The sequence below is a fragment of the Paractinoplanes aksuensis genome (assembly GCF_024137025.1).
GTDB lineage: Bacteria > Actinomycetota > Actinomycetes > Mycobacteriales > Micromonosporaceae > Actinoplanes > Actinoplanes aksuensis.
Window position 1 is genome coordinate 24,685 of the sequence record NZ_JAMYJR010000063.1, and the last position, 25,282, is coordinate 49,966.

At 70.6% G+C, this 25,282-nt stretch carries 22 protein-coding genes; 9 read left to right on the plus strand and 13 right to left on the minus strand.

The window, feature by feature from the left end; all coding sequences use genetic code 11:
- Positions 1–72: 72 nt before the first annotated feature.
- Positions 73–492, minus strand: coding sequence for a VOC family protein (locus M1L60_RS44800; RefSeq protein WP_253243723.1), 420 nt, complete (start codon positions 490–492; stop codon positions 73–75).
- A 70-nt stretch (positions 493–562) separates the two neighbouring features.
- Between M1L60_RS44800 and M1L60_RS44805 the strand changes: the two genes are divergently transcribed.
- On the plus strand, positions 563–1,141 hold the full coding sequence (locus M1L60_RS44805) for a TetR family C-terminal domain-containing protein (RefSeq protein ID WP_253243724.1): 579 nt from the start codon (positions 563–565) through the stop codon (positions 1,139–1,141).
- A 14-nt stretch (positions 1,142–1,155) separates the two neighbouring features.
- Here M1L60_RS44805 and M1L60_RS44810 read toward each other — a convergent pair whose 3' ends face one another.
- Positions 1,156–1,689, minus strand: coding sequence for a DM13 domain-containing protein (locus tag M1L60_RS44810; RefSeq protein WP_253243725.1), 534 nt, complete (start codon positions 1,687–1,689; stop codon positions 1,156–1,158).
- A gap of 195 nt (positions 1,690–1,884) precedes the next feature.
- Between M1L60_RS44810 and M1L60_RS44815 the strand changes: the two genes are divergently transcribed.
- The 3 genes from M1L60_RS44815 to M1L60_RS44825 are packed head-to-tail and all read left to right on the plus strand — an operon-like array spanning position 1,885 to position 9,340.
- Positions 1,885–2,493, plus strand: coding sequence for a hypothetical protein (locus M1L60_RS44815; protein ID WP_253243726.1), 609 nt, complete (start codon positions 1,885–1,887; stop codon positions 2,491–2,493).
- A complete protein-coding gene (locus M1L60_RS44820; protein WP_253243727.1) occupies positions 2,493–4,490 on the plus strand; it encodes a flotillin family protein in 1,998 nt (665 codons plus the stop codon). The genes M1L60_RS44815 and M1L60_RS44820 overlap by 1 nt, the downstream gene beginning before the upstream one ends.
- Positions 4,487–9,340: a DNA repair ATPase gene (locus tag M1L60_RS44825; RefSeq protein ID WP_253243728.1), complete on the plus strand. Its 4,854-nt coding sequence runs from the start codon at positions 4,487–4,489 to the stop codon at positions 9,338–9,340. Before M1L60_RS44820 ends, M1L60_RS44825 begins: the two co-directional genes overlap by 4 nt.
- Positions 9,341–9,475: 135 nt before the next feature.
- Here the strand turns inward: M1L60_RS44825 and M1L60_RS48180 are convergent, their stop codons facing one another.
- On the minus strand, positions 9,476–10,132 hold the full coding sequence (locus M1L60_RS48180) for a GNAT family N-acetyltransferase (RefSeq protein WP_253243729.1): 657 nt from the start codon (positions 10,130–10,132) through the stop codon (positions 9,476–9,478).
- Between the two features lie 17 nt (positions 10,133–10,149).
- Between M1L60_RS48180 and M1L60_RS47480 the strand changes: the two genes are divergently transcribed.
- Positions 10,150–10,554, plus strand: coding sequence for an NUDIX hydrolase (locus M1L60_RS47480; protein ID WP_256518687.1), 405 nt, complete (start codon positions 10,150–10,152; stop codon positions 10,552–10,554).
- 109 nt (positions 10,555–10,663) lie between these two features.
- Here the strand turns inward: M1L60_RS47480 and M1L60_RS44840 are convergent, their stop codons facing one another.
- Entirely contained in the window at positions 10,664–11,551 is an 888-nt protein-coding gene (locus M1L60_RS44840) for a LysR family transcriptional regulator (protein WP_253243730.1), read from the minus strand.
- Between the two features lie 72 nt (positions 11,552–11,623).
- Here M1L60_RS44840 and M1L60_RS44845 point away from each other — a divergent pair, with 72 nt between their 5' ends.
- Together M1L60_RS44845 and M1L60_RS44850 are read left to right on the plus strand one after the other, a co-directional pair.
- A complete protein-coding gene (locus tag M1L60_RS44845) occupies positions 11,624–12,715 on the plus strand; it encodes a DMT family transporter (protein WP_253243731.1) in 1,092 nt (363 codons plus the stop codon).
- Between the two features lie 657 nt (positions 12,716–13,372).
- The gene (locus M1L60_RS44850) at positions 13,373–14,275 is read left to right on the plus strand and encodes a LysR family transcriptional regulator (RefSeq protein ID WP_253243732.1); all 903 of its coding nucleotides are present in this window, start codon (positions 13,373–13,375) and stop codon (positions 14,273–14,275) included.
- Here M1L60_RS44850 and M1L60_RS44855 read toward each other — a convergent pair.
- From M1L60_RS44855 to M1L60_RS44870, 4 genes are all read right to left on the minus strand, one after another.
- The gene (locus M1L60_RS44855) at positions 14,262–14,594 is read right to left on the minus strand and encodes an STAS domain-containing protein (RefSeq protein WP_253243733.1); all 333 of its coding nucleotides are present in this window, start codon (positions 14,592–14,594) and stop codon (positions 14,262–14,264) included. The two genes, M1L60_RS44850 and M1L60_RS44855, sit on opposite strands and share 14 nt — an antisense overlap.
- A 37-nt stretch (positions 14,595–14,631) precedes the next feature.
- Positions 14,632–15,078, minus strand: coding sequence for an ATP-binding protein (locus M1L60_RS44860; protein ID WP_253243734.1), 447 nt, complete (start codon positions 15,076–15,078; stop codon positions 14,632–14,634).
- Between the two features lie 69 nt (positions 15,079–15,147).
- The gene (locus tag M1L60_RS44865) at positions 15,148–16,581 is read right to left on the minus strand and encodes a GGDEF domain-containing protein (RefSeq protein ID WP_253243735.1); all 1,434 of its coding nucleotides are present in this window, start codon (positions 16,579–16,581) and stop codon (positions 15,148–15,150) included.
- 64 nt (positions 16,582–16,645) lie between these two features.
- Complete coding sequence (locus tag M1L60_RS44870) at positions 16,646–17,089, minus strand: ATP-binding protein (RefSeq protein WP_253243736.1); 444 nt, start codon at positions 17,087–17,089, stop codon at positions 16,646–16,648.
- A gap of 123 nt (positions 17,090–17,212) precedes the next feature.
- Between M1L60_RS44870 and M1L60_RS44875 the strand changes: the two genes are divergently transcribed.
- Positions 17,213–18,028 (plus strand): alpha/beta fold hydrolase, encoded by an 816-nt coding sequence (locus M1L60_RS44875; protein WP_274622935.1) that lies wholly within the window; start codon positions 17,213–17,215, stop codon positions 18,026–18,028.
- Here the strand turns inward: M1L60_RS44875 and M1L60_RS44880 are convergent.
- From M1L60_RS44880 to M1L60_RS44895, 4 genes are read right to left on the minus strand one after another with little or no spacing between them, the layout of a single operon-like run.
- The gene (locus tag M1L60_RS44880) at positions 18,015–18,614 is read right to left on the minus strand and encodes a class I SAM-dependent methyltransferase (protein ID WP_253243737.1); all 600 of its coding nucleotides are present in this window, start codon (positions 18,612–18,614) and stop codon (positions 18,015–18,017) included. The genes M1L60_RS44875 and M1L60_RS44880 overlap by 14 nt on opposite strands.
- 60 nt (positions 18,615–18,674) lie before the next feature.
- Positions 18,675–19,490: a carbohydrate ABC transporter permease gene (locus M1L60_RS44885; protein ID WP_253243738.1), complete on the minus strand. Its 816-nt coding sequence runs from the start codon at positions 19,488–19,490 to the stop codon at positions 18,675–18,677.
- Positions 19,491–19,492: 2 nt separating this feature from the next.
- The gene (locus M1L60_RS44890) at positions 19,493–20,464 is read right to left on the minus strand and encodes a carbohydrate ABC transporter permease (RefSeq protein ID WP_253243739.1); all 972 of its coding nucleotides are present in this window, start codon (positions 20,462–20,464) and stop codon (positions 19,493–19,495) included.
- A gap of 2 nt (positions 20,465–20,466) precedes the next feature.
- Positions 20,467–21,765 carry an ABC transporter substrate-binding protein gene (locus tag M1L60_RS44895; protein WP_253243740.1) on the minus strand — a complete coding sequence of 433 codons (1,299 nt, stop codon included), beginning with the start codon at positions 21,763–21,765 and terminating at the stop codon, positions 20,467–20,469.
- Positions 21,766–21,979: 214 nt separating this feature from the next.
- On the opposite strand from M1L60_RS44895, the gene M1L60_RS44900 reads away from it, so the two are divergent.
- The gene (locus tag M1L60_RS44900; protein ID WP_253243741.1) at positions 21,980–23,482 is read left to right on the plus strand and encodes an alpha-N-arabinofuranosidase; all 1,503 of its coding nucleotides are present in this window, start codon (positions 21,980–21,982) and stop codon (positions 23,480–23,482) included.
- 1 nt (position 23,483) lies between these two features.
- Here M1L60_RS44900 and M1L60_RS44905 read toward each other — a convergent pair whose 3' ends face one another.
- Complete coding sequence (locus tag M1L60_RS44905) at positions 23,484–25,151, minus strand: glycoside hydrolase family 43 protein (RefSeq protein WP_308208639.1); 1,668 nt, start codon at positions 25,149–25,151, stop codon at positions 23,484–23,486.
- Positions 25,152–25,282: the final 131 nt, after the last annotated feature.

A 25,282-nucleotide genomic window follows, 5' to 3' on the forward strand; every position in this document is an offset into this window, starting at 1 on the left:
GCCGGCAGTGGGCCGGTGGCCTTCGAAGGTCGCCTCACGCAGATCGCACCTGACCCGCACTCCGGACCCGGGTCAGGCGACCGGGCCGGCGTCGTACTGGGCGGCGTACTCGTCGGTGGGTTCGGTGTCGGTGATGATGTCGAGGAGGACGCCGTCGGGAGCTTCGAGGATGAAGTGGCGCTGACCGAAGTCCTCGGTGCGGATGTCCAGCGCCACCGTCAGCCCGCCCTCGGTGACCAGGCGGTGGTATTCGGCGTCGACGTCGTCGACCTCGAAGTTGAGCAGCACCGCGGTGGTCGCTCGGCCGCGGTGGGCGGCGGGGATGGTCTCGTGGGTGCAGTCGAGCACGGCCAGTTCCCAGCGGTCGCGGCGCAGGCTCACGTACCAGTCGGCCGTGAAGGTGGGCTCGAAGCCGAGGTGCTGCTGATAGAAGGCGGCCACGCCGGGCACGTCGCGGGTCATGAGCACGGGGTAGTTGCTGGTCAGCTTCACGGATCCTCCTCTTAGATACAGCGTGTATGTATAGCGACTATACCTACAGCGCGTATGTAAAGTGAAGAGCGTGGCGCGGGCGACCAGGGAACAGAGCGAAATCACCGGGCAGCGGATCCTCGAGGTGGCGACGGGGCTGTTCGCCGATCGGGGGTACGCGGCGGTCGGTCTCGAGGAGGTGGCGGCCACGGCCGCGGTGACCCGGGGCGCGGTTTATCACCACTACGGCAGCAAACAGGGGCTGTTCCGGGCGGTCACCGCGGCCGTGCAGCAGCGGGTCGCCGATCGGGTCGAGCAGGCGGCCGAGGCGGCGCCGGACGAGTGGCAGGGGCTGCTCGCGGGCTGCCGCGCGTTCCTGGTCGCCGCCGTGGCCGCCGAGAACCGGCGGATCCTGCTGATCGACGCGCCGGCCGTCCTGGACTGGAGCACCTGGCGGGCCCAGGACGGCGACGCGTCGGGCCGCCACCTGGTCGAGGCCATCGCGGCGCTGACAGCCGCGGGGGTCCTGCGGGTGCGCTCGGTCGAGGCGACCGCGGCCCTGCTGTCGGGCGCGATGAACGAGGCGGCGTTACACATCGCGGACGCGCCGGAAGCGCTGGAGGCCGTGGTGGCCGACCTGTCGGGCCTGCTCGAAGGCTTACGGGCCTGAGGTGGGCGGTGTCCTCAGGTCAAAGTCGCAGCGCCGAACGACACGGAGAATCGTTTGCACCAGATGCTGACACTGCGGTAGTCGGCCGGGTCGAGGCCGGCTCCGAGGCGATAGACCTGGTCGCCGTGGTTGCCTTTCAGCCGCCCGAGCTCGGTGTGTTCGCCGTCGTCGAACACGCGCCAGCCGTCCCGGCCCGGGAGCACCGGCTGATCGGTCAGCCAGACGCGCAGGTCGGGGCCGTCACTGGTGTCCAGCCCGACCAGTTCGACCTGGTGGCTGCCGTCGGCGTTGCGGACCAGCCGGGCCGTGCCGGTGGTTTCGTGCTCGTGCGTGACGAAGGAGCCCTGCGCGAGCACGGTCGCGGCCGGCGCGGCGGACGTCGTTGACGGTTGCGCGGCCACGGCGGTCGGCACGGCGAGGGAGTCGGTCACGGTGGTGCTGGTGAACAACCGCCAGGGCTCGAACCAGTAGAGGACTCCGGCCCCGGCCAGGCCGAGCACGGCGACGGCAACCCAGGTCACTGGTCCGGTGAGAAGTCTGCGGATCACATTTCGAGTCAACCGATCGATCGCCGTGGCCGCCAGACATCCGGCGCTTACGGGTTTCTTACGCCGCGCGGGCCGGCCGGGCCGAGATATGACGGTTTGACGAAGAAAGCGCAGGCAGGGTCGCCTTCTCCGGCCCGCGTCGGTGAGAATGTGCGGCGATCATGGGTGGACGCCGGCTGTCACCATGGGGTCACGGTGACAGGACGGGGGCGTCTGGGCATGGGCGGGTTTGTCGACGCTGCGTTGAGTTTTCCGACCGTTCTGTTCACGCCGCTGCTCGTCGTGGTCGTCCTGTACTGGCTGGTGGTCATCGCCGGCGGCGCGGACCCGGACGCGGGCTCCGAGATCGGTGAGCACGGGCCGCTGCACTTCGCCGGGCTCGGTGGGGTGCCTGCCCCGATCTCGCTGTCGCTGGTCATCGTGTTCGCCTGGTTCGCCAGCCTGGCCGGCGGCGAGTTCCACGGGCCCGTGCCGCTGTGGGCCGTGCTGATCGCCGCGCTCGCCGTCGCCTGGCTGCTCGCCCGGCTTCTCGTGATCCCCCTGCGCAAACTGCTGCCCGACGGGCCCGACGTGTCGCGGGCCGACTTCGTGGGGCTCACCTGCGTCATCCGGACCGGACGGGTGACCAGCACCTTCGGTCAGGCCGAGGTGCACGCCGCGGACGGCTCGTCGGCGGTCGTCCAGGTCCGCCAGGCCGGCTCCGACGATCTGCGCGCCGGGTCCGAGGCGCTTCTCTACGACTTCGACCCCGAAGGTGAGTTCTTCTGGGTCGTTCCCACCGATATCGCAACGAGGGGTCATTGATGGACGTTGTCTCCACCGGGTTCGGTGTGCTCGCAGCCGTGGTGCTGCTCGTGGCCATCGGTGTGCTGTTCTTCATCAGCCGTATGTTCCGCAAGGTCGAGCAGGGCAAGGCGCTCATCGTCTCGAAGGTGCGCCGCGTCGACGTGACGTTCACCGGCGCCGTGGTGCTGCCCGTGCTGCACAAGGCCGAGATGATGGACATCTCGGTCAAGACCATCGAGATCACCCGGACCGGGCACGAGGGTCTGATCTGCAAGGACAACATCCGGGCCGACATCCGGATCACGTTCTTCGTGCGGGTCAACAAGACCACCGAGGACGTCATCAAGGTGGCCCAGGCCATCGGCACCGACCGCGCCAGCAACGAGCTGACGCTGCAGGAACTGTTCAGCGCCAAGTTCTCCGAGGCGCTCAAGACGGTCGGCAAGCAGCTCGACTTCGTCGACCTCTACACCCGGCGCAACGACTTCCGCGACCAGATCATCGAGGTGATCGGCACCGACCTCAACGGCTACAGCCTGGAGGACGCGGCGATCGACTTCCTCGAGCAGACGCCGATGGCCTCGCTCGACCCCAAGAACATCCTGGACGCGCAGGGCATCCGGAAGATCACCGAGCTGACGGCGATCGAGGCCGTGAAGACGAACGACTTCCGGCGCAACGAGGAGAAGGAGATCACCCGCCAGAACGTGGACGCGCGGGAGGCCATCCTCGAGCTGGAACGCCGGCAGACCGACGCCGAGATCAAGCAGCGCCGCGAGATCGAGACCATGCGGGCCCGCGAGGAGGCCGAGATCGCCCTGGCCCACGCCGAGGAGCGGCTGCGGGCCGAGGGCGCCCGGCTCAAGACCGACCAGCAGCTCGGCGTACAGGAAGAGAACAAGCGCCGCGAGATCGCGGTGGCCGAGAAGAACCGCGAGCGGGTCATCGCCATCGAGACCGAGCGCATCGAGAAGGACCGGATGCTCGAGGTGATCGGCCGTGACCGGGAGACCGAGCTGTCCACGATCTCGAAGGACAAAGAGGTCGAGGCCGAGAAGCGGTTGATGGCCGAGGTGATCCGGGAGCGCATCGCGGTCGAGAAGACGGTGGCCGAGCAGGAAGAGAACATCAAGCGCTTGCGTACGGTCGAGGAGGCCGAACGCACCCGCCAGGCCGTCGTCATCCAGGCCGAGGCCGAGGCCCAGGAGTCCCTGGTCAAGGACATCAAGGCGGCGGAGGCGGCGGAGGCCGCGGCCAAGTTCAAGGCACGCGAGGAGGTGCTGCTGGCCGAGGCCCGGCAGCAGGCGGCCGAGCTCGACGCCCGGTCCAAGATCCGGCTGGCCGAGGGCACCCAGGCCGAGGCGGCCGCGGCCGGTCTGGCCGACGTGCAGGTGCGGGAGCGCAACGCCGAGGTGATCGAGAAGACGGGGCGGGCCGAGGCCGCCGTGGAGCGGGAGAAGGCGCTGGTCGTCGCCGAGGCCATCCGCGAGAAGCTGAAGGGCGAGGCCGAGGGTCTGCAGGAGAAGGCGGGCGCGATGGCCGCGCTGGACGACGCCACCCGCGAGCACGAGGAGTACCGCCTGCGGCTCGAGATGGAGAAAGAGATCCGGCTGGCCGGCATCAACGTGCACAAGGAGGTCGCCGAGGCCCAGGCGATGGTCCTGGCGGCCGGGCTCGAGAAGGCCGACATCGACATCGTCGGCGGCGACTCGGTGTTCTTCGACAAGCTGATCGGCTCGATCACGCTGGGCAAGAGCGTCGACGGCTTCGTCGAGCACTCGTCGGTGGCGCAGAGCCTCGGCTCGCGCTATCTGGACGGGACGGCGAACTTCGCCGACGACCTCGGGCGCGTGGTCGGTTCGGTGTCCACGGGCGACGTGGCCAACGTCAGCCTGGCCGCCTTCCTGACCCAGCAGATCAAGAACGGCGGGCAGGATGCCGGCAAGCTCCGTGAGCTGCTGGCCGCCGCCGAGAAGATGGGTATCGCCGACGGAAAGGTCCCGGCCGCCCGGTGACTGCCGAAACCATTGACGCCGGCACCTACGAGGTGCTGCGCGGCCGGCTCGGGGCGCGTGCGCGCGAACTGGCCGGCCGCGCGGAGACCCTGAACGCCCGCCGGATCGAGACCTTCGGCGGGCAGCAGACCCGGTTGCTGCACACCGACCGGATCCGCACCGAGAACAACTGCGTGCCGCGGGACATCGCCCAGGTCGGCGGCGTCATGCTGTTCGGCTACAACGTGTTCATCGGGCTCAAGACCGAGACCGCGGTCTCCGACGTCTTCGCCGTGCACCGGTTCAACGGCCAGTCGTTCGAACCGGCCACGCTGCCCGGGCTGCTCGACGACCCGGTCTTCGAGCGGGACTTCGCCGAGCTCTACCGCTACTACAAGCAGACGAAGCTGCTGCAGCTGCGGCGCATCGAGAACCTGCTGCTGGCCGTCTTCCAGACCGGCGCCCGGGGCGACGACCTCAAGGTGCTGCGCTGGCAGGTCGGCACCGACGGCACGGTGTCCTATCAGGACAACCGGGGCGAGCGCGACCACACGTTCCCGCCCCAGCACGACTTCGAGTGGACCGTCACCGGGCGCGAGCAGCACGTGCTGGGCCGGCACCCGCACGTGTCGATCGGGGACGAGGTGTTCGTCGAGGCGGTCGGCGGCAGCCTCACCGTCAAGGTGGAGAACAACACCGAGGACGGCGAGGGCATCTTCAGCGAGCCGGTCGACGAGCCGCTGCAGAGCCTGGCCGACGCCGAGATCTCGTACGCCCGGGTCGGTCCGCTGATTCTGTTGCGCGTGCTGCCGTACCAGGAAACGGTTTACCGGTATCTGGTCTTCAACACCAGGACCAAGGACGTACGCCGGCTCGACGGCATCGGCCAGGCCTGCCGCCGGCTGCCGGACGACCAGGGCATCATCTTCCCCGGCGGCTACTACCTGGCCACCGGGGTGGCCAAGACGTTCGACGCCGACACCACCGACCTCGAGTACGAGCGCGCGATCCACTCGGTCAACGGCGAGGACGTGCTGTACGTCTTCCACGCCCGTGCTGCCGGCCGGTATCTGCTGCTGCCCTACAACGTGATCCGCAAAGAGGTCGCGACCCCGATCGTCGGCCACGGCTACTCGCTGTTCGACGACGGCATCCTGGTCGTCTTCCGCACGACGACGGACGAACCGGCCCGCGTGCACCCGATGCAGGTCTGGCAGACCCCGTACGAGTCCGACACGCACGCCGCGGGCCGCCCGGTCGGTGACGGCCCGCTCGACCGGATCGGCAACGCCGACCTCGTCCGCGGCATCGCCGACGCCCTCGCCGTGGACCGCATGGTCGAGGAGATGAGCCCGTCGGGCCCGGTCTTCGAGGCGATCATCGCGGCCTGCTCGCGGGTCGCCGACAGCTACCACTGGCTGAACGACCCCGAGCTCGAGAACCTGGGCGAGCCGCTGGCCGAGGTGCGGGCCACGGCCGAGCAGGTGCTCGACGAGTTCGAGTCGGTGCAGGTGCTGACCGCGCAGGCGGCCGACGCGGTGACCGCGGCCGAGAGCAACGCGGCCTCGCTGATCGGGAAGGCCCGGGCCGAGAACCCGACCACCACCGGCGGCTGGGTGGCCCAGCTCGGCGGCCTGCGGCAGGAACAGGGACGCCTGGCCGGGCTGCGCGAGCTGCGCTACGCCGACCTGGCCCGGATCGACACCGTGGACGCGGGTCTGGCCACCGCCGTCGACGAGACGGCCCGGCGCGCGGTCGAGCACCTGCAGCGGCCGGACGCGTTCGCCGACTACGAGTCCACGGTGGAGGATCTCGTCGCCGCGGCGGGCGCGATCGCCACCACGGCCGAGGCCGAGCCGGTCACGGCCCGCATCACCGAGCAGTTCGACGGGCTGCAGGCGGTCACCGAGGTCGTCGGCGGGCTCGACATCGCCGACGCCACGGCCCGGGTCGGGATCCTGGAACGCCTCGGCGCCGTGATGGGCGGGCTGAACCGGGCCCGGGCCACTGTCGAGGGCCGCCGCCGCGAGCTGGCCGCGCTCGAGGGCCGGGCCGAGTTCGCTGCCGAGTTCGCCCTGTTCGGGCAGGCCGTCAGCGGTGCGCTGGCCGCCGCCGACACGCCGGAGAAGTGCGACGAGCACCTGGCCCGGCTGATGGCCCAGATCGAGACGCTGGAGACGCGGTTCGGGGAGTTCGCCGACTTCGCCGAGCAGCTCTCGGCCAAGCGGACCGAGGTCTACGAGGCGATCTCGGGCCGCCGTCAGGCGCTGCTGGACGAGCAGGCCCGCCGGGCCGACCGGCTGGCCGATTCGGCCCGCCGCATCCTCGACACCGTGCGCCGCCGCACCGGCACGCTGACCGACGCCGACCAGGTCAACACGTACTTCGCCACCGACCCGATGGTGGCCAAACTGCGCTCGCTCACCGACGATCTGCGCGAGCTGGGCGACAGTGTGCGCGCCGAGGAGCTCGACGGGCAGCTCAAGGCCGCGCGGCAGGACGCCGGGCGCTCGCTGCGCGACCGGCAGGACCTGTACGACGACGGCGGCCGCACCATTCGGCTCGGCCGGCACTCGTTCGCCGTCAACACCGCCGCGATCGACCTGACCCTGGTGCCGCACGACGGCGAGCTGGCGTTCGCGGTCACCGGCACCGACTACCGTGGGCCGGTCCGCGACGAGGCCTTCCGGGCCACCAAGCCGTTCTGGAACCAGCCGCTGGTCTCCGAGGACGCGCTCGTCTACCGGGGTGAGCACCTGGCCGCGGCGATCTTCGCGGACCACCCGGCCGCGCTGGCCGACGACACCCTGCGCGACCTGGTGCGGCGTGGGGCCGAGGCTCGCTACGACGAGGGCTACGAACGGGGCGTGCACGACGCCGACGCCACACTGATCCTGGCCGCCCTGATACGGCTGCACGCCGGGGCCGGGCTGCTGCGGTATCCGCCGGACATACGGGCTTCGGCGCAGTTGTTCTGGGCTTTCGGTTCTTCGCCGGATCAACGGACGCAGTGGGCTTTGCGGGCGGCTTCGCTCGTACGGGTCCGGGACATGTTCGGCTCGGCCGGCTCGGCCCTCGACGAGTTACGGGCCGAGATCGCGCGGGCCGCCGCCGACTTCTCCGCCTCGGCGCCCACCGGCACCGTCGGCGAATACCTCATCGAGGAGCTGGCCGCGACGCCCGACGGGTTCGCGACCAGTGCCGGCGCCCGGACGCTGCTCGACCGCTTCCACCGTGAGCTCGGCGGTGCCCAATCAGCCGCCGGTCGGCAGTACGCGGCCGACGTGCGCGCGCTGGACGACGATCTGGATGCTCGACGGCAGCTGGTTCAGGCCTGGCTGACCGCGTTCCAGTCGGCCAAACCGGATGCCGGGGACCTGTCCGAGGTGACCGAGGCGGTGGCGATCGAGGTCGCCGCCGACCTGACCCGCTACGACGTGTCGGCTTCGCTCACCGAGACGGTGACCGGGCTGCTCGGTGTGCACCCGCGCATCAGCGAGGGGTCGTTGACCGTACGGCTGGACGATCTTTTGACTCGGACCCGGCAGCTCCGCGAACAGAGGATGCCTGCCTACCGCGCCTATCAGAAGCAGCGGGCCGCCCTGGCCGCGGCCGAGCGCGACCGCCTGCGGCTGGACGAGTTCAAGCCGCGGGTGATGACCGCGTTCGTCCGCAACCGCCTGCTCGACGAGGTGTATCTGCCGCTGATCGGCGACAACCTGGCCCGGCAGCTCGGCGCGACCGGCGACGGCAAGCGCACCGACCAGTCCGGCCTGCTGCTGTTGATCTCGCCGCCCGGCTACGGCAAGACGACGCTCATGGAGTACGTGGCCGACCGGCTCGGGCTGATCTTCGTGAAGGTCAACGGGCCCGCGCTGGGGCACGGGGTGACGTCGCTCGACCCGGCCGACGCGCCCGACGCCACCGCCCGGCAGGAGGTCGAGAAGATCTCGTTCGCCCTCCAGATGGGCAACAACGTGCTGCTCTACCTGGACGACATCCAGCACACCAACCCGGAGCTGCTGCAGAAGTTCATCTCGCTGTGCGACGCCCAGCGCCGGATGGAAGGCGTCTGGGACGGGCGGACCCGCACCTACGACCTGCGGGGCAAGCGCTTCGCCGTGTGCATGGCCGGCAACCCGTACACCGAGACGGGCCGCCGCTTCCGGGTGCCGGACATGCTGGCCAACCGGGCCGACGTGTGGAACCTGGGCGACGTGCTGAACGGGCGCGAGGACCTGTTCGAACTGTCCTATCTGGAGAACGCGCTCACCTCGAACACGACCCTGGCCCCGCTGGCCGCCCGCGACCGCGACGACCTGCCGCTGCTGCTGCGCCTGGCCGACGGCGACGACTCGGTGCGGGCCGACCGGCTGTCGTACCCGTACTCGGCGGCCGAACTGGAGCAGGTGCTGTCGGTGCTGAGCAAGATGAAGCGGGCCCAGCGGGTGGTGCTGCGCAACAACCAGGCGTACATCGCCTCGGCCGCCCAGTCGGACGCGGCCCGCACCGAGCCCCCGTTCCGCCTGCAGGGCTCGTACCGCAACATGAACAAGCTGGCCGAACGAATCGTCCCCGCCATGAACGAGGACGAGCTCGAAACGGTGATCGACGACCACTACCTGGGCGAGGCCCAGACCCTGGCCGCCGGCGCCGAGGCCAACCTGCTCAAGCTGGCCGCCCTGCGCGACCGCCTGTCGGCCGAGCAGGCCGCACGCTGGGAGGACGTCAAGGCCGCGTACCGCCGCGAACAGGCCCTGGGCGGCGCCGACGACGACCCGATGGTCCGCGCGGTCGGCGCGGTCGGCCTGCTGGCCGACCGCGTACGCGAGATCGAGTCCGCCATCCGCGAAGCCACCGGTCCCCGGTAGCGGCTCCCACCGCGGCCGGTGCCGAAGCAACACCGGCCGCGGCGCCGGCGGCACAGGCTTTGAACTAGGTTCCTAGGATGGTTAGCGGCTGTGCCGTCGAGCGCCGACGGCTCCTAACACTCGACGGCCGCAGCCTCATCCGGCCGGAACACCGCCGGCTGGGACCCACTCCTGCCACAGTCCGACGTCTCGGAAGCCGAGACCGTGATAGAGCCGGACTCCGGCCGGGGATGACTGGAGGGCCGCGTGGCGGGCGCCGCGCTGCTGGGCGTCGAGCAGCAGGTGTGTCATGACCGCGCGGCCGAGACCCCGTCGCTGGAACTCGTCGCGGGTGGTGACGAACGAGATGTTCGCGACCGCGCCGGTCATCATCGTGAGGGCCCACGACTCCCACTGCCCGGTCGCGAAACCGTAGGCGGGCGGCATGGCGATCTCGACCCCGCTGTGCCGGGCCACCTCGATCGGCGCGACCGACCGCACCGGCACTGTCGGTGTCCCGGCCCAGCCGTCCAGATCAAGCACCATGGGTACGGTGTGCTCGTCGCGCTCGTAGCCGGCCGCCTCCAGCCCGGCGCCCGGCTGACGCACCCACAACGCGTGGTGCCGATCGCCGAAGACCTCGCGGATGCGGGCCAGGCCGGCGGGGGAGCGCAGGATCGCATTGCGCAGCAACGGATGGGAGTGCGACATGGTGACCGCGTCCTGATCCTCGACCACCCGTGCGCCCGGATCCGCCGAGGCGAGCAGCCGCCACGATTCGAGCAGCGACTGCTCGTACAAGGGGAAAGACACGGCGTTACCGTACGCGCATGGATCACGTCGTTCTTTCCTGTGTGCTGCTGGTTGATTCGCGGGGGTGGCTGCTGTTGCAGTTGCGGGACGAGCACGCGCCGAACTGGCCGAACGTCTGGGGGCTGCCCGGCGGGCATGTCGAGCCGGGGGAGAGCGTCGAGGAGGCCGCCGTGCGCGAGCTTCTGGAGGAGACCGGCCTGCGCCCCGATGGGCCCCTGATCCCGTACGCCGTGCAGGAAGTTCCCGAGCACGGCCGGACCAAGCACTACTTCTCCGGTACGACCAGCGCCCGGCCCGAGGACGTCGTGGTCGGGGAGGGGGCCGACATCCTGTTCGTCGACCCGGCCGATCTGTTCGACGGGCGGCCGTACACGCCGGGCACGGCCGAGATCCTGCGCGGGTTCCTGCAGTGCGGCCGATGAACCTCGATGACCTGCGGTTGCGGGACTACACGCCTGTACCGGCGATTCGGCGGCCGCTGACCGACGGCGATCGGTCTGCCGCCCGAGCTGCTGACCCAGGTGTACGCGGCTAATGCGGACCGCCTGCTAGCTCGCGGAGGGCATTGAGGACAGTGCGTACAGCCGCCCGGTGGAGGTTCTCCGGGCGGGCCAGGACGTCGATGTGCCGCCCGGCCGGCAGGTCGGCCAGCGGGCGCAGCACCACGTCCGGACCCGGTCGGCTGGTGTGGCCGGGCAGCAGCGCGAGTCCGCCGCCGGCGGCCACGATCGCGGCCACGACGCTGAACTCGTTGACCCGGTGGGTGATGTCGAGGGGCCGGCCGGCCGCCGCCGCGATCGCGGTCAGCACACCCTCGAGCGGAAAACCGGGGCGGACGCTGATCCACGGCTCGGCCGCGACGTCGGCCGCGGTGAGCGTGGTGTGCGAGGCCAGCCGGTGGCTCGCGGGCAGGGCCACGTACAGCGGCTCGTGCCGCAGCGGCACGACCGTGAGCCGGTCGGCCGGCCAGGGCGGGCTGTGGGCCAGCCGGTGGGCCAGCACCAGGTCGTAGTCGGCGACCAGGGCGGGAAAGCCGGCCTGGGCCACGTCCTGGTCCGAGCAGCGCACCGGCGGCAGCCCGGCCCGGCCCAGCAGCGGGCCGAACCAGGTGAGCGCGGCGCTGTGGAACGCGGCCACCGTGACCGGCCGGGCCGGGTCGTCGAGGTAGTCGTCCACGGCCCGGCCGGCCCGGTCGAGCGCGGTCGAGACCTCGATGGCCGCGGCGGCCAGGGCCCGGCCCGCCTCGGTCAGCACGAGCCGGCGGCCCTGGCGCTCGGTCAGCGGAACCCGCGCCGAGCGTTGCAGCGACCGCAGCTGCTGGGAGACGGCCGACGGTGTGATGTGCATCGCGCGGGCCACGGCGGCGACGCTGCCCCGATCACCGAGTTCCCTGAGCAGGCGCAGGTGATGCAAATCCATTAGGCATGACTACACCATGCCTTGAGCAGAGCGCATCTTGTCTTCACGATCGGCGGGCCCCAGGCTGCCCTCATGTCGATTCGCCGCAGCGATCTGTTGTTGCTGGCCGTCGCGGTGGTGTGGGGCAGCAGCTATCTGGCCGCCCAGACCCTCGTGCTGGTCGGCGGGGTGCTGGCCGTGCTGGCCCTGCGCTTCGCCGTCTCGGCCGTCGTGCTGGCCCCGGCCCTGGCCGGCCGGCGGCCGGGCCGGGCCGAGGTGCGGGTCGGGGTGCTGCTGGGCCTGACCCAGGCCGCGGTGCTGGCCCTCGAGACGTACGGGGTGTCGTTGACCAGCGCGACCAACGCCGGGGTGCTGATCAGCCTGACGATTCTGCTGACGCCGGTGCTCGAGGGCGCGGTGCGGCGGCGGTGGCTGCCGCCGCGCTTCTTCGTGGCCGCGGCGGTGGCGGTGGCCGGCGTGGTGCTGCTCGTCGCCGGTCCGGGCCTGCGGGCGCCGACCGCGGGCGACGCGCTGATGCTGGCCGCGGCCGTCGTGCGGGCCGCCCACGTCACGCTGTCGGGGCGGCTGACCGATGGCCGGCGCTACGACACGGTGACGCTGGCCTGGCTGCAGACGGTGGTCGGCGCGGTCCTGTTCACGGTGGTGGCAGCGCCCGTCCTGCCCGCCGCGGTGCGTGCCTTCGGGCCGGGGCACTGGCTCGGCGTGCTGTATCTGGCGGTCGGCTGCAGCGTGTTCGCGTTCGTGGTGCAGCTGTGGGCGATCCGCCGGACGTCGGCGGCCCGCGCCAGCCTGCTGCTGGGCACCGAACCGGTGTGGGCCGTGCTGATCGGCGTCGGCCTCGCCGGCGAGCACCTGACCGGGGCCGCCGTGGCCGGGATCGTGCTGGTCCTCGGCGGCACCTGGTACGGCCAGCGCGTCGAGGCCGCTCACCGCTTGCTAGACGTCGACGGCCCGGGCGGCGAGGGCGGTCAGCGCCGGGCCGGGCAGCAGGGAGCCGTCCCACACGGCGGTCAGGTGGTCGATCGTGCCCTCGGTGTTCAGTTCCAGCGCGACGAAGCCGCGCGGCACCTCGCCGGACGAGGTCCACTCGTAGCCACCGCCGAGCTCCCCGCCGACGACATGGCGGACGGTGACGCCGTCACCCCAGGGGAGCGACGAGGCTGACCGGTCGAACCAGCGGGCGATCGCGGCGCGACCCCGGATGGTCGTCCGCGAGGTCAGGTCCTCGACGGTGGCGTCGGGTGCGAAGAGGTCGGCGGTGAGGGACTTCGCCAGCGTGTTCGCGGCCTCGTCGATGCGGCCGGGGGTTCGTACGGGAAGCTCTGAGAAAAGGTCGGGAAAGCTGTCGGCCGGGGTTCGCATGGCGGCGACCTTGTCCGCGCCGAAGTTGCGGCCGTCCCAGTAGTCGATCCAGCGGATGATGCGGCCGTCGGCGAAGCTGATCGGGGCCAGTGCGCGGATCTCGCCGCCGAACAGTTCCGGGGTGTCGGTCATGAAGACGACGGCGCCGCCGGCGGTGTCGCCGAGGATCCGGGTCGGGTACGAGAGGGCCTCCGGCGGCCAGGCCGGCATGTACTCCTGCCAGACCGCGCGCAGCGCCTCGGGCGTCGGCCAGGTCCAGCCGAGCGTGGCGTCGGCATAGAAGGTGCGCTCCGGGTGGAAGAAGGCGGTCGAGGCGTCGACGTCGTGGTCGCTCTTGGCGGCGAAGAATTGCCGGAACAGCGTTTCGGGATCGGTCATGGTCACCACTCTGCGCGGGCGTTGGCTGCTGTGGGACAGCGGTAATTGCTGACTTCCATCTCCCGGAGAGATGATCTCGGCATGGAACTCCGCCAGCTGCGGCACTTCATCGCCCTCGCCGAGGAGCGTAGTTTCACCCGGGCCGCCTCGCGCGAGCTGATCGTGCAGTCGGGGCTGTCGTCGTCCATCCGCGGGCTGGAACGCGAGGTCGGTGCGCCGCTGGTGCGCCGGGGGACCCGGCCGCTGGTGCTGACGGCCGAGGGGAGCGCGCTGTTGCCCGCGGCCCGCCGGGTCGTACGGGCGGCCGAGGACGCGCTGCAGGCGGTGCACAACGTGTCGCTGGTCGTCTCGGGCACGCTGGCGGTCGGCATGGCCCAGACCTCCGGGACGGGGTGCCCGTTCCTGGACTGGCTCGGCGCGTTCGGTCAGGAGCATCCCGGTCTCGACATCACCGTCGAACAGCTGCCCGACGGGCCGATGCTGGACCGGCTCGCGGCCTCGACCCTCGACTGCGCGCTGACGTCGGCGCCGGTGCGGCCCGAGCAGTTCGACGCCTACCCGCTGGCCGAGACGTCGCTGGTGCTCGCCGTCCCGCCCGGTCACCACCTGGCCGGGGCGGCCGGGGCGCGGCTGCCCGAGCTGGCCGGCGAACGCTTCGTCGAGATGCGGCCCGGATCGGGACCGCGGGCGCAGACCGACCGGATCTTCGCCGAGCACCACCTCGAGCGCCGGGTCGTCGGCACCGCCAACGAGTGGTCGGTGCTGCTCGATCTGATCGCGGCCGGGCTCGGCATCGGCTTCGTCCCCGAGGGCATCGCGGCCGGCGACGGCGTGCGACTGCTGGCCCTGACCGGGACTGCCGTCCGCCAGCAGTGGAGCCTCGTGCTGCCCGCCCCGGACGCGCAGTCGCCGGCCGCCCGCCGGCTGGCGCAGTATCTGATCGCCCGCCAGATACCGTACGAGCAGTCCGCTACGGCGCCGTAAGGCGGCAGAGCACCTCGGACAACCCGGTGACGTCGAGGACCTCCTGCACCGTGCCGTGGCCGTTGACGACGGTGAACCCGCGACCGGCCTCGGTGGCGGCTTGATACCCGCTGACCAGCCCGGCCACGGCGTGGGAGTCGATGAAGCGGGTGTGTTCGAGGTCGACCACGACGTCGGTGACGCCCGGTTGCCGGGCCGCCTCGGCCAGCGCGTGGTGGAGGGCGTCACCGATGCTCATGTCGAGATCGCCGGACAGGCTCACCCGCTGCACGCCGGTGGGCGCCGCGCGGGTCGAGATGGTGAAGTGTGGGGTGGTCACGGCGAAGTGTCTACCACGCGGGTATGACATCGGCGGCTCAGGACGGCGGTCGGCCGCCCCCGGGCCGGTTGAAGGAGGCCCAGACGTGCTTGGTCGTCCCGGTGGTGTACCAGCCGACCCGGTCCGCCGTGGCCAGGCAGATCGCCAGTCCCCGGCCCCCGGCGTGCAGGCCGGGAGGGTTCGGGGGCAGGGTCGGCCCGTCGTGGACGGCGCCGTCACTGATGTCGATGACGAAGCAGTCGTCGTCGCTCAGCAGCCGGACGACCGCCGGCGGGGTGCCGTGGCGCAGGGCGTTGCCGGCCAGTTCGGTCGCCACGATCTCCATCAGCGAACCGGTTCGCGCGAGGTCCGGACCGGCCGCCTGACCGGCGAGGAACCGCAGGATGTCGGCGCGGATCAGCCGCAGGTCGGTGGCCTCGTCGATGCGCCGGGTGAGCTCCAACGAGATCAGCGCGGGCGGTCTGACCATCCGCAGGGGCTCCATGGGCGAGCATGATGCCCCGTGACCGGATTCGGAAACGCACGAATCCCAGAACGTGATCTATTTTCGGATTCACCCCCGCGCGGCCGCGGCGCCGGCGGGGACCCAGCGGCCCCGGCCCTCCCGTTTCGCCTCGTACATGGCGTGGTCGGCCCGGCGGATCAGGTTCGACGAGGCGTCACCGGCATCGGTGGCCACGCCGATGCTGACCCCGACGTGCAGGGTCAGGCCCTGCCAGACGATGGGACGGGTGAGGTCGTGGACGACCCGGTCGGCCAGCTCGGCCGCCTCGGCCGGCGACGCGACCGGGCAGAGCAGCACGAATTCGTCGCCGCCGAGCCGGGTGACCAGGTCGGTCTCGCGCACAGCGGCCGAAAGGCGCCGGGACACCACCTGCAGCACGGCGTCACCGGCCTCGTGGCCGTGCTCGTCGTTGACCTGCTTGAAGCCGTCCAGGTCGAGGTAGAGCACGCTGACCGGGGCGTCCGGGCCGGGACGCAGGCGGCTCAGGCGGTCGCCGAGCTCGATCCGGTTGGCCAGCCCGGTCAGCGCGTCGTGCCGGGCCTGGAAGGCCAGCTGAGCCTGGAAGCGTTCCTGCTCCCGCACGGCCGTGGTGAAGCGGGCCAGCACGAAGGCGGCGCACCCGAGCGTCGCCGTGATCAGCACGATCCCGCGGCCGTTGAAACCCGACTGCAGCATGGCCAGCAGGGGCGCGGTCATCAGCGCGAGGCCCAGGAACACGACCCGGGCCGGATGCAGCACGTGCGAGCGGTCGCCGACCCGGGTCAGCTCGGCCCGGTCCGGGTGCAGACCGGCCGCGATGATCAGGGCGTTGCCCAGCATGACCAGCGGGCCGAGGCGGTCGACCCAGGACCAGTCGAGGACGTACGGCAGCAGGTTGTAACCCAGATCCATGCCCAGGTAGACGCCGGTGGCGGCGAGCAGCAGGCGGGTCGGAGCGGTGCGCGCCCCCGGGGACAGCGCGATGAACAGGGTGCCGGCCAGCAGCACGACGTCGCCCACCGGATAGAGCGCGGGCACCACCGCGGTGGCCAGGCTCTCGGCCGACTGCAGCAGCGGCTCGATCAGGAACTGCCAGCTCGCGGCCGCGGCGGCCAGCGTCAGGGTCAGGGTGTCGAGGACGGCGGCCCGCATGCGTCCCGGTGCGCGCCGGCGGGCCATCAGGACCAGGGCCACCGCGACGAGGGGGTATCCGCCCAGCCAGAACACGTCCCCGAGCCCGACCGCGGACATCGAGCCCCGGTAGAAGTGCACGAGCTCGACCAGGTCGCCCGTGAGCCACAGGGTGACGGCCGTGGCGATCAGCACCCAGGGCAGGCGTGATCCGGCATCGGCGCGCGCGGCGGCTCGCCAGCCCAGCCCGCACAGGATCACGTACGCCCCGACGTAGAGAATGTTGCCACCGTCGGATCCGTACGTGGCCATGGAGGCCGCGACGACCACCACAGCCGAGGCGAGGAACAAGCGAATGCTGCGGGTGCTCATGGCCATGCAGTCGGCGGCCGGGGGCCCGGGACGAGCAGATGTGTCCGGTCGAACAGCGCCGGGTTCAGTACGGCCGGATGGCCGCCGGGAAGACGGCCCAGATGTGTTTGGTGTCGTGGGCGGCGTACCAGCCGACCTTGAGCGACATGTTCATGGCCAGCAGCAGGCCGCGGCCGCCGGCGTTCAGCGGGCGGGTGTGGGCCAGCTCGGGCACGGTCGACAGGTCGCGGTCGGCCACGTCGAGCACGAAGTGCTCCTCGGTGCGCAGCAGCCGGACCTCGGTCGGCGGGATGCCGTGCTTGATCGCGTTGGTGGCCAGTTCGGTGGCGACCAGCACCATGCTGTCCACGATCTGCAACTCGTCCTCGTCCGGTGTCAGCCCCTGACCGGCCAGCTCTTTCCGCATGGCGGCGCGCAGGTGCACCAGTTCGGTGCTGGTGTTGAGCACCCAGACGTGCAGCTCGGTGGCTTCGGGCGGCGGCGGGGAGGTGACGAGCTGCTGTTCCATGCGGGCCAAGGTGCCCCGCCGCCGCGCCCTCGACACCTCGGAGCGGTGACGAGATCCGGCGCGGGCCTGCTCGAACGGGTGACGGCGGTCCCCGGAGCGCCCTGATGGGCGGAGGCTGGGCCGATGACAGAGCAGGCGGCACGAACGATACGGCGGCACGCCATCGAATGCAGCGGCGTCGCCGACGGCCGGCCGATGATCTTCGCGCACGGCTACGGCTGCGACCAGAACATGTGGCGGCTGGTGTCGCCCGCGTTCACCGGCCACTACCGGGTCGTGCTGTTCGATCACGTCGGGGTCGGCCGCTCCGACCTGCGGGCCTATGACGAGGCCAAATATTCGAGCCTCGACGGGTACGCCGATGACGTGCTGGACATCGTCCACGACCTCGACCTGCACGACGTCGTGTTCGTCGGCCACTCGGTCAGCGCCATGATCGGTGTCCTGGCCGCGATCCGGGAGCCCGCCCGCTTCGCCGAGCTCGTGCTGGTCGGCCCGTCGCCGTCGTACATCGACGAGGGCGACTACGTGGGGGGCTTCAGCCGGGCCGACATCGACGACATGATGCGCGCGCTCGACAGCAACTATCTCGGCTGGTCGAGCGTCATCGCCCCGATGATCATGGCGAACCCGCAGCGGCCCGAACTCAGCCAGGAGCTGGTGAACAGCTTCTGTGCCACCGATCCGGCCATCGCCAAGAAGTTCGCGCACGTGACCTTCCTGTCGGACAACCGGAAAGATCTCGAGTACGTCCGTACGCCGTCGTTGATCATGCAGTGCGCCGACGACATCATCGCGCCGCGCGCGGTGGGGGAGTACGTCGATGCTCACCTGAAGGACAGCACCCTGGTGTACCTGAACGCCACCGGGCACTGTCCCAATCTCAGCGCGCCCGAGGAGACCATCGAGGTGATCAAGGCATACCTCAGCGGCCGGTGACTCGCGGCCGGCGGCAGTGGTAGACCAGCGCCGGTGGCACGTTGGCCCACACCGTGCGGCCGAGCACGACCTCTTCGAAGCGCTCGTGCAGCGCCGCTCGGAAGCGGCGGGCCGGGGCCGACCAGCGCGCATGCACGTACGCAAAGGTCGTGAAGCCGCCGTCGGGGTGCAGGACGGTGGTGATGGAGTCGAGGATCTCGCGCTGGGTCCCGGCGTCGAACGCGGCCCAGGGCAGGCCGCTGACGATGACCTCGGCGTGCGGGAGGCCCCGGTCGCGCAGCAGCGCGGGCAGCTCGCGCGCGTCGGCCGTCACCGCGTCGAGGCCGGGGAAGCGCTCGCCGAGCAGCGCGGTGAAGCGGGCATTGACGTCGACCGCGAGGTGGTGCCCGCGCCCGCCCAGCGTGGCCTGGATCTGGCGGGTGAACGCGCCCGTGCCCGGCCCGAGCTCGATGACCGTGGGCTGACCCGAGGCCGGGATGGGCAGCGACACCTGCCGCGACAGGGCCCGGCTGCTGGGCGTCACGGACGCCACCGACCGGGGCGCCCGCAGGAACTCGCAGGTGAAGGAGAGCTCAGACGACGACATGCCCACCATGATCGCGCAATCGGCGCCGCCCAGCGTGGGACTGTCAGTCCTACCCTGCGCTCAGCCTTTGACCGCGCCGGTGAGGCCGCCGACGATGCGGCGTTCGAACAGGCTGAAGAACACGAGGGCCGGGATCATCGACAACGACGTGAAGGCGAGGACTTTCGCCGTGTCGACCGAGTACTGCGAGGCGAAGGCCTGCACGCCCAGCGGCAACGTGAAGGTGTCCTGGTCGTTGAGGATGAACAGCGGCAGCAGGTAGCTGTTCCAGCTGCCGATGAAGGCCAGGATCCCGGTGGTGATCAGGCCGGGCACCGACAGCGGCAGCACCATCCGCCAGAAGAAGCCGAGCCGGCTGCAACGGTCGATCATCGCGGCCTCCTCGATCTCTTTCGGAATGGCCCGCAGGAACGGGACCAGGATGATGATCGTGGTCGGCAGCCCGAACGCGATCTGGGGCAGGATGACGCCGGGCAGCGTGTTCACCAGACCCAGATTCTTGACCAGGATGTAGAGCGGCGTGATGGCCACGGTGGCCGGGAACATCAGCCCGGCCGCGAACAACGCGTACATCGCCCCGCGCCCCCGGAACTTGTAGCGGGCGAGCACATAGCTGGCCATGACGCCCAGCGCGACGACGGCGACGGTCGTGACCACGGCCGCGATCGTCGAGTTGCCGACCTGGCGCCAGAAGTTCTCGCTGGCCAGGATCTCGGTGTAGTTGCCGATCACCCACGGGTCGGGCAGCCCGGCCGGCGAGACGGTGATCTGCGAGTTGGTGCGGAACCCGCCGACGATGATGTAGAGGACCGGCCCCAGCATGAGGCCGATCAGCAGCAGCGCGACGAGGTAGACGATCGAGGTGCGCCGGGCCATTCCTAGCTTCCTCCGGTGAGGGCGCCCTCGGTGTCGCGGCGCAGCACGAAACGCTGGTAGATCAGCGCGATGATCATGGAGATGACGAAGAGCACGACCGCCACCGCGTTGCCGTAGCCGTAGTTGGCCGCGTTCCGGCCCTCGACGACCATGTAGGTCGCCATGGTCGAGGTGCCCGCGGTCGAGGCGACGTACTGACCCCAGATGATGTAGACGAGGTCGAACAGCTGGAGCGATCCGATGATCGAGAGGAACGCCCAGATGCGGATGGTCGGGCCGAGCAGCGGCAGCGTGATGTGCCGCTGGATCTGCCAGAACGAGGCGCCGTCGACCGCGGCCGCCTCGGACAGCTCGTCCGGGATGTTCTGCATGCCGGCCAGGAACAGGATCACCGCGAACCCGACGTACTTCCAGGTCAGGATGAACATCAGCGACCAGATGGCCAGTTTCGGGTCGGCCAGCCAGTCCTGGGTCAGCCCGCCCAGGCCGATCGACTCCAGGATGTCGTTGCCGGCGCCGTTGGTCTGCAGGATGAGGGCCCACGCGGTGCCGGTGATCACTTCCGAGATTACGTACGGGACGAAGATGAGCACGCGGATGGCCGACTGACCCCGCATCCGGCGGTTGAGCAGCAGGGCGAGACCGATCGCGACCGGCCCCTGGAGCACGAGCGAGAGCACGAGGATCTCGGCGTTGTGCCACAGCGCCTCGTGGAACGCGGTGTCCTGCAGGATGGTCTTGTAGTTGTCGAGCCCGACGAAGTTGGTCGGGACGCCGTAGCCCTTCCACTTGTAGAAGCCGTAGTAGGCGGCCATCAGCACCGGGAAGATGACGAAGCTGACGAAGACCAGGATCGCCGGGCCGGACAGCGCGACGATCTCGAGCCGCTGGGCCCAGCCGATGCCGCGCCGGCGGGGGCGCACCGGAGGCGGCGCCTGGACGCCGCCTCCGTCCCGTAGGCGGGTGAGCGTCACGCTCAGCCCTTCTTGGCCGCGTCGTTGGTGGCCTTGATGATCCCGGCGACGTCACCCTTGCCGGCGAGCAGGTTGACGACCCCGACGTTCAGGGCGTTGCCGACGTTCTGGCCGTACAGGGTGTCGAGCCACTGCGAGACGTACGGCGCCTTGTTGTACGCGTCGAGGACGGCCTTGAGGTACTCCTCGGTCACCGCGCCCTGGGCCTCCTTGCTGACCGGCAGCGAGTTGAAAGCCTTGTAGTACGCCTCTTGCAGCGGCTTGGTGAGGATGTAGTTGAGGAAGTCGGCGCACTCCTTGGGCGCCTTCTCGGAGCACGAGAAGCCGTCGGCGCCGCCCATGATGGCCGCGGGGTCACCCTGGCCGCCGGCCACCGCCGGGAACGGGAAGAAGCCGAGGTCGGGCAGCGGCTTCTTGTCCTTGGTGAGACCGGCGATCACGCCCGGGTCCCACGAGCCCATCAGCTCCATGCCCGCCTTGCCGTTGGCGACCAGGCCGGCCGAGCTGCCCGCGCCCTGCTGGGCCGAGGTGGTCAGGAAGCCGTTGTTGTAGGGCTCGGTGTCGGCGAAGGACTTGAGATCGTCGCCGGCCTTGGTCCAGCAGGGATCGGTGAAGTTCTTGTCCTTGGCCGCCGCGTCGAGCGAGTCCTTGCTGCAGGCGCGCAGGGCGAAGAAGTAGTACCAGTGGGCGGCCGGCCAGGCGTCCTTGGCGCCGAGGGCGATCGGCGTCCCGTTGGCCTTGAGCTTGGCCGCGGCCGCGACCAATTCCTCCACAGTGGTCGGTGTGGCCGTGATGCCGGCCTTCTGGAAGATGTTCTTGCTGTACCAGAAACCACCGGGAAGGATCGATACCGGCACGGCGTACGTCTTGCCGTCGACCTGCCCGGTGCCGAGCGCGGCGTCGCCGACCGCGGCTTTGGTCTCCGGGGTGACGAGGTCGGTGATGTCCTTCAGTTGGCCCGCCTCGACCATGGCCGCCATCTTGCCGCCGCCGCGCTGCAGGAAGATGTCGGGCGCCGAACCGGAGTTCAGCGACGTCTGCAGCTTGCCGTCCAGATCCTCGTTCTGGATCGATTGGATCTTGATCGTGACGGCCGGGTTGGCCGTGTGGAAGTCGGCCACCGCCTTGTCCCAGAACGCCTTGCCGGGCCCGGTCGTGGAGTTGTGCCAGAGCGTCATCGTGACGGCGCCGCCCGAGTCCGAGCCCCCGCCGCTGTCATCGTCGCCGCCACTGCAAGCGGCCAGGCCTACCGTGCTCAGGACCGCCGCGGCGGTTACCGCCAAAAATTTCCTGGGCGCCATGAAAGTCACCTCTCGGAACCGAAAGTTTCGGAGTGTTTCCGGAATGTGAAGCCAAGCTATGAAGTGACCTACGTGCATGTCAAGATATTCGTCACCATGAGGTGGAAGTCGTTGTTAACGTGCATCCACGGCGGCTCGGTCGAGACATTGAACTGAAACGTTTCGCCGACGAGCGGAAGTTGCGGATGCCCAGCTCACAGCAGGAGGCCCAGCGATGGCAACTCGGTTCGAAGCGGTGCTCAACGTGGACCTCGACGGCCCCCGCATCAGCCGGCACCTCTACGGGCACTTCGCCGAGCACCTGGGCCGCTGCATCTACGGCGGCTTCTACGTCGACGGGGCCATCCGGCTCGATGTCGTCGAGGCTCTGCGGGCCCTGAACATCCCGAACCTGCGGTGGCCCGGCGGGTGCTTCGCCGACGAATACCACTGGCGCGACGGGATCGGACCTCGGGCGCAGCGACCCACCATGGTCAACACGCACTGGGGTGGGGTCGAGGAGAACAACCACTTCGGCACGCACGAGTTCATGGAGCTGTGCGAGCTGCTCGGGGCCGAGCCGTACATCAGCGGCAACGTCGGCTCCGGGACCGTACGGGAAATGAGCGAATGGGTCGAGTACCTGACCCGCGAGGGCGACTCGCCGATGGCCCGGCTGCGTAAGGCCAACGGGCGCGACGAGCCGTGGCGGGTGCGTTTCTGGGGGCTGGGCAACGAGGCCTGGGGCTGCGGCGGCAACATGACCGCCGAGCACTACGCCCAGGAGGCCCGGCGGTTCGGCACGTACTGCCGCGACTACGGCGACAACCAGCTCTACAAGATCGCGGCCGGGGCCAACGGCGCCGACTACGCCTGGACCGAGACGCTGATGAAGCAGATCGGGCACCTCGGCTGCCGGCGCATCCGCAGCACGGGTTACCACGCCCTGTCCGTGCACCACTACACGCTGACCGGCCCGACCTGGGAGCAGAAGGGATCGGCCACGGCGTTCGACACCGACGAGTACTACACGACCATGGTCGCGGCGGCCCGCATCGAGGAGATCCTGGCCGGGCACGCCGCCGTCATGGACGCGTACGACCCGGGCCAGACCGTCGGGCTGGTGCTCGACGAGTGGGGCACCTGGTTCGACGTGGAGCCGGGCACGAACCCCGGATTCCTGTACCAGCAGAACACCCTGCGCGACGCGCTGGTGGCCGGCGTGCACTTCGACGTCTTCCACCGCTTCGCCGACCGGCTGGTGATGGCCAACATCGCGCAGACGGTGAACGTACTGCAGGCCATGATTCTCACCGACCCGGACTCCGGCGCTCTGGTCCTCACCCCGACCTACCACGTCTTCCGGATGAACCAGGGCCACCAGGACGCGACCTCGCTGCGTGTCGACGTCCGCACCGCGCCGCCGTCCCGGCCGGTCGGCGACGCGAACCTGACGACCGTGTCGATGTCGGCCAGCCGCAAGGACGGCCGGTTGCTCGTGTCGCTGTCCAACCTCGACGCCGGCGCGCCGGCCGACGTCCGGATCGAGATCCGCGGGGGCACCCTGGAAACGGTCGAGGCGCAGATCCTGACCTCGGGCGCGGTGCAGGACCACAACACGCCGCAGACGCCGTCGGCGGTGGCCCCGCACGCGCACGACGGCGTCTCGGTGGCCGGCGGCGCGCTGCGGGTGCGTCTGCCGGCTCATTCGTTCGTCACCGTGAGCGGCATCCTGTGACTCAACCGGCCCGGTAGACGGCCCGGTCGAAGTCGGCGTAGCCGCCCTCGGCCCCCAGGTCCTGCACCCAGAGGCCGACGAAGGCGCCGGTGAAGCCCCACGCCTCGGGTTCGCCGGGGACGATGACGGCGGCGTACTCGTCGGACAGGGTGGTGGCGTCGAACGTGCGCCCCAGGGTGTGCCAGACCGCGACCGGGCCGGGGTTGGTCGTGTACGCGAACGTCAGGGCCGGACCGTCCAGGGCGATGCGCAGACCGACCCGGGGCACGCCGTCGACCACGGTCCGCAGGCCGGGCGCGGTGGTGACCTGGCCGCTGTCGCAGACCAGCAGGTCGAGCACCGGAGTGCCGTCGTCGTCGGCCGTCAGATGCAGGTAGTACCAGTTGCGCGAGTTGTAGTACGCCGTGATCCCGGCCAGCTGGCGGGTCGTGCGCGGCTCGAACTCGCAGGTCACGTCGAAGGTGCACCGGGGCGACGTCACCCGGCGGGCGACCAGGCTCGGGCGGTGCCGGGCCATCGGTGATTGTCCACCGTGGATCCGCAGATGCGAGGGGCGGGCCGCCAGGTCGGCCCAGTCCGGCGTGGCCGGGCGGCGCAGGGTCGACCAGTTGGGGCCGAGCGCCGGCGCGTCGAAGTCGTCGTCCTCGAGCAGTTCGGAGGACGGCGGCCGGGGCGTGACGGTCACGCCGGCCGGGGCCGGGACCTGTTCGGCCGGTACGCCGTCGTGGATGCGGGGCCAGGCGTCGGTGGCCCACTCCACCTTCTGCAGCGCGGCCTCGCGGCCCAGCACGCAGCGGCCGGTCGGCGTGTACGGCCGGGCCACCAGGTGGGCCAGGTACCACTCGCCGCCCGCGGTCTGCACGAGGCTGCCGTGGCCGGCCTTCTGCAGCGGCAGTTCCGGGCGTCCGGCCGAGGTCAGCAGCGGCCCGCCCGGGTCCACCTCGTACTCGCCGAACAGCTGCCGGGACCGGGCCACGCTGACCTGATGTTCCCAGCTCGTGCCGCCCTCGGCGGTGACCAGGTAGTACCAGCTGTCCTTGCGATAGATGTTGGGCGCCTCGGTGAGACCGGCGCCGGTGCCCTCGAAGATCAGGCGGGCCGGGCCGGTCAGCCGGCGAGCGACCGGGTCGTACTGCTGGATCTCGATGCCGCCGAAGCGGTTGCGGCCGGGCCGCCAGTCGGCGCGCATCGACAGCATCCACGTCGTGCCGTCCTCGTCGTGGAACAGCGACGCGTCGAAGCCCCGGCCGTGCAGCACCACCGGATCCGACCACGGGCCCGTCACCTCGGGCGCGGTGATCAGATAGTTCTGCGGGTCCCAGTACCCGCCCGCGAACGTCGCCACATCGGTGTAGAGAAGATGAAACAGCCCATCGGCGTACGTCAAATTGGGGGCCCAGATGCCGCAGGAGTCCGCGGCGCCGGTGAGGTCGAGCAGCCGCCGCTCGGTCAGCGCGCCGCCGAGCGGCTGCCAGTGCACCAGATCGGTCGAGTGGTGCAACCGGACGCCCGGGAACCACTCGAACGTCGAGGTGGCGATGTAGTAGTCGGATCCGGCCCGCACGATCGACGGGTCGGGGTGGAACCCGGGCAGCACCGGGTTCCGGATCATCCGGTGTTCGGTCCCGTCGCCCCCGGGCGGGGCGACGGCGGGCTTGGCGATCGTCACGTGTTACCTCCCACGGCATGGCGGCGGGGGGGGGGGGGGGGGGGGGGGCCCCGCGCCCGGGCCCGGGGGGGGGGGCGGGGGGGGCGGGGGGGGGGGGGGGGGGGGGGGGGGGGGGGGGGGGGGGGGGGGGG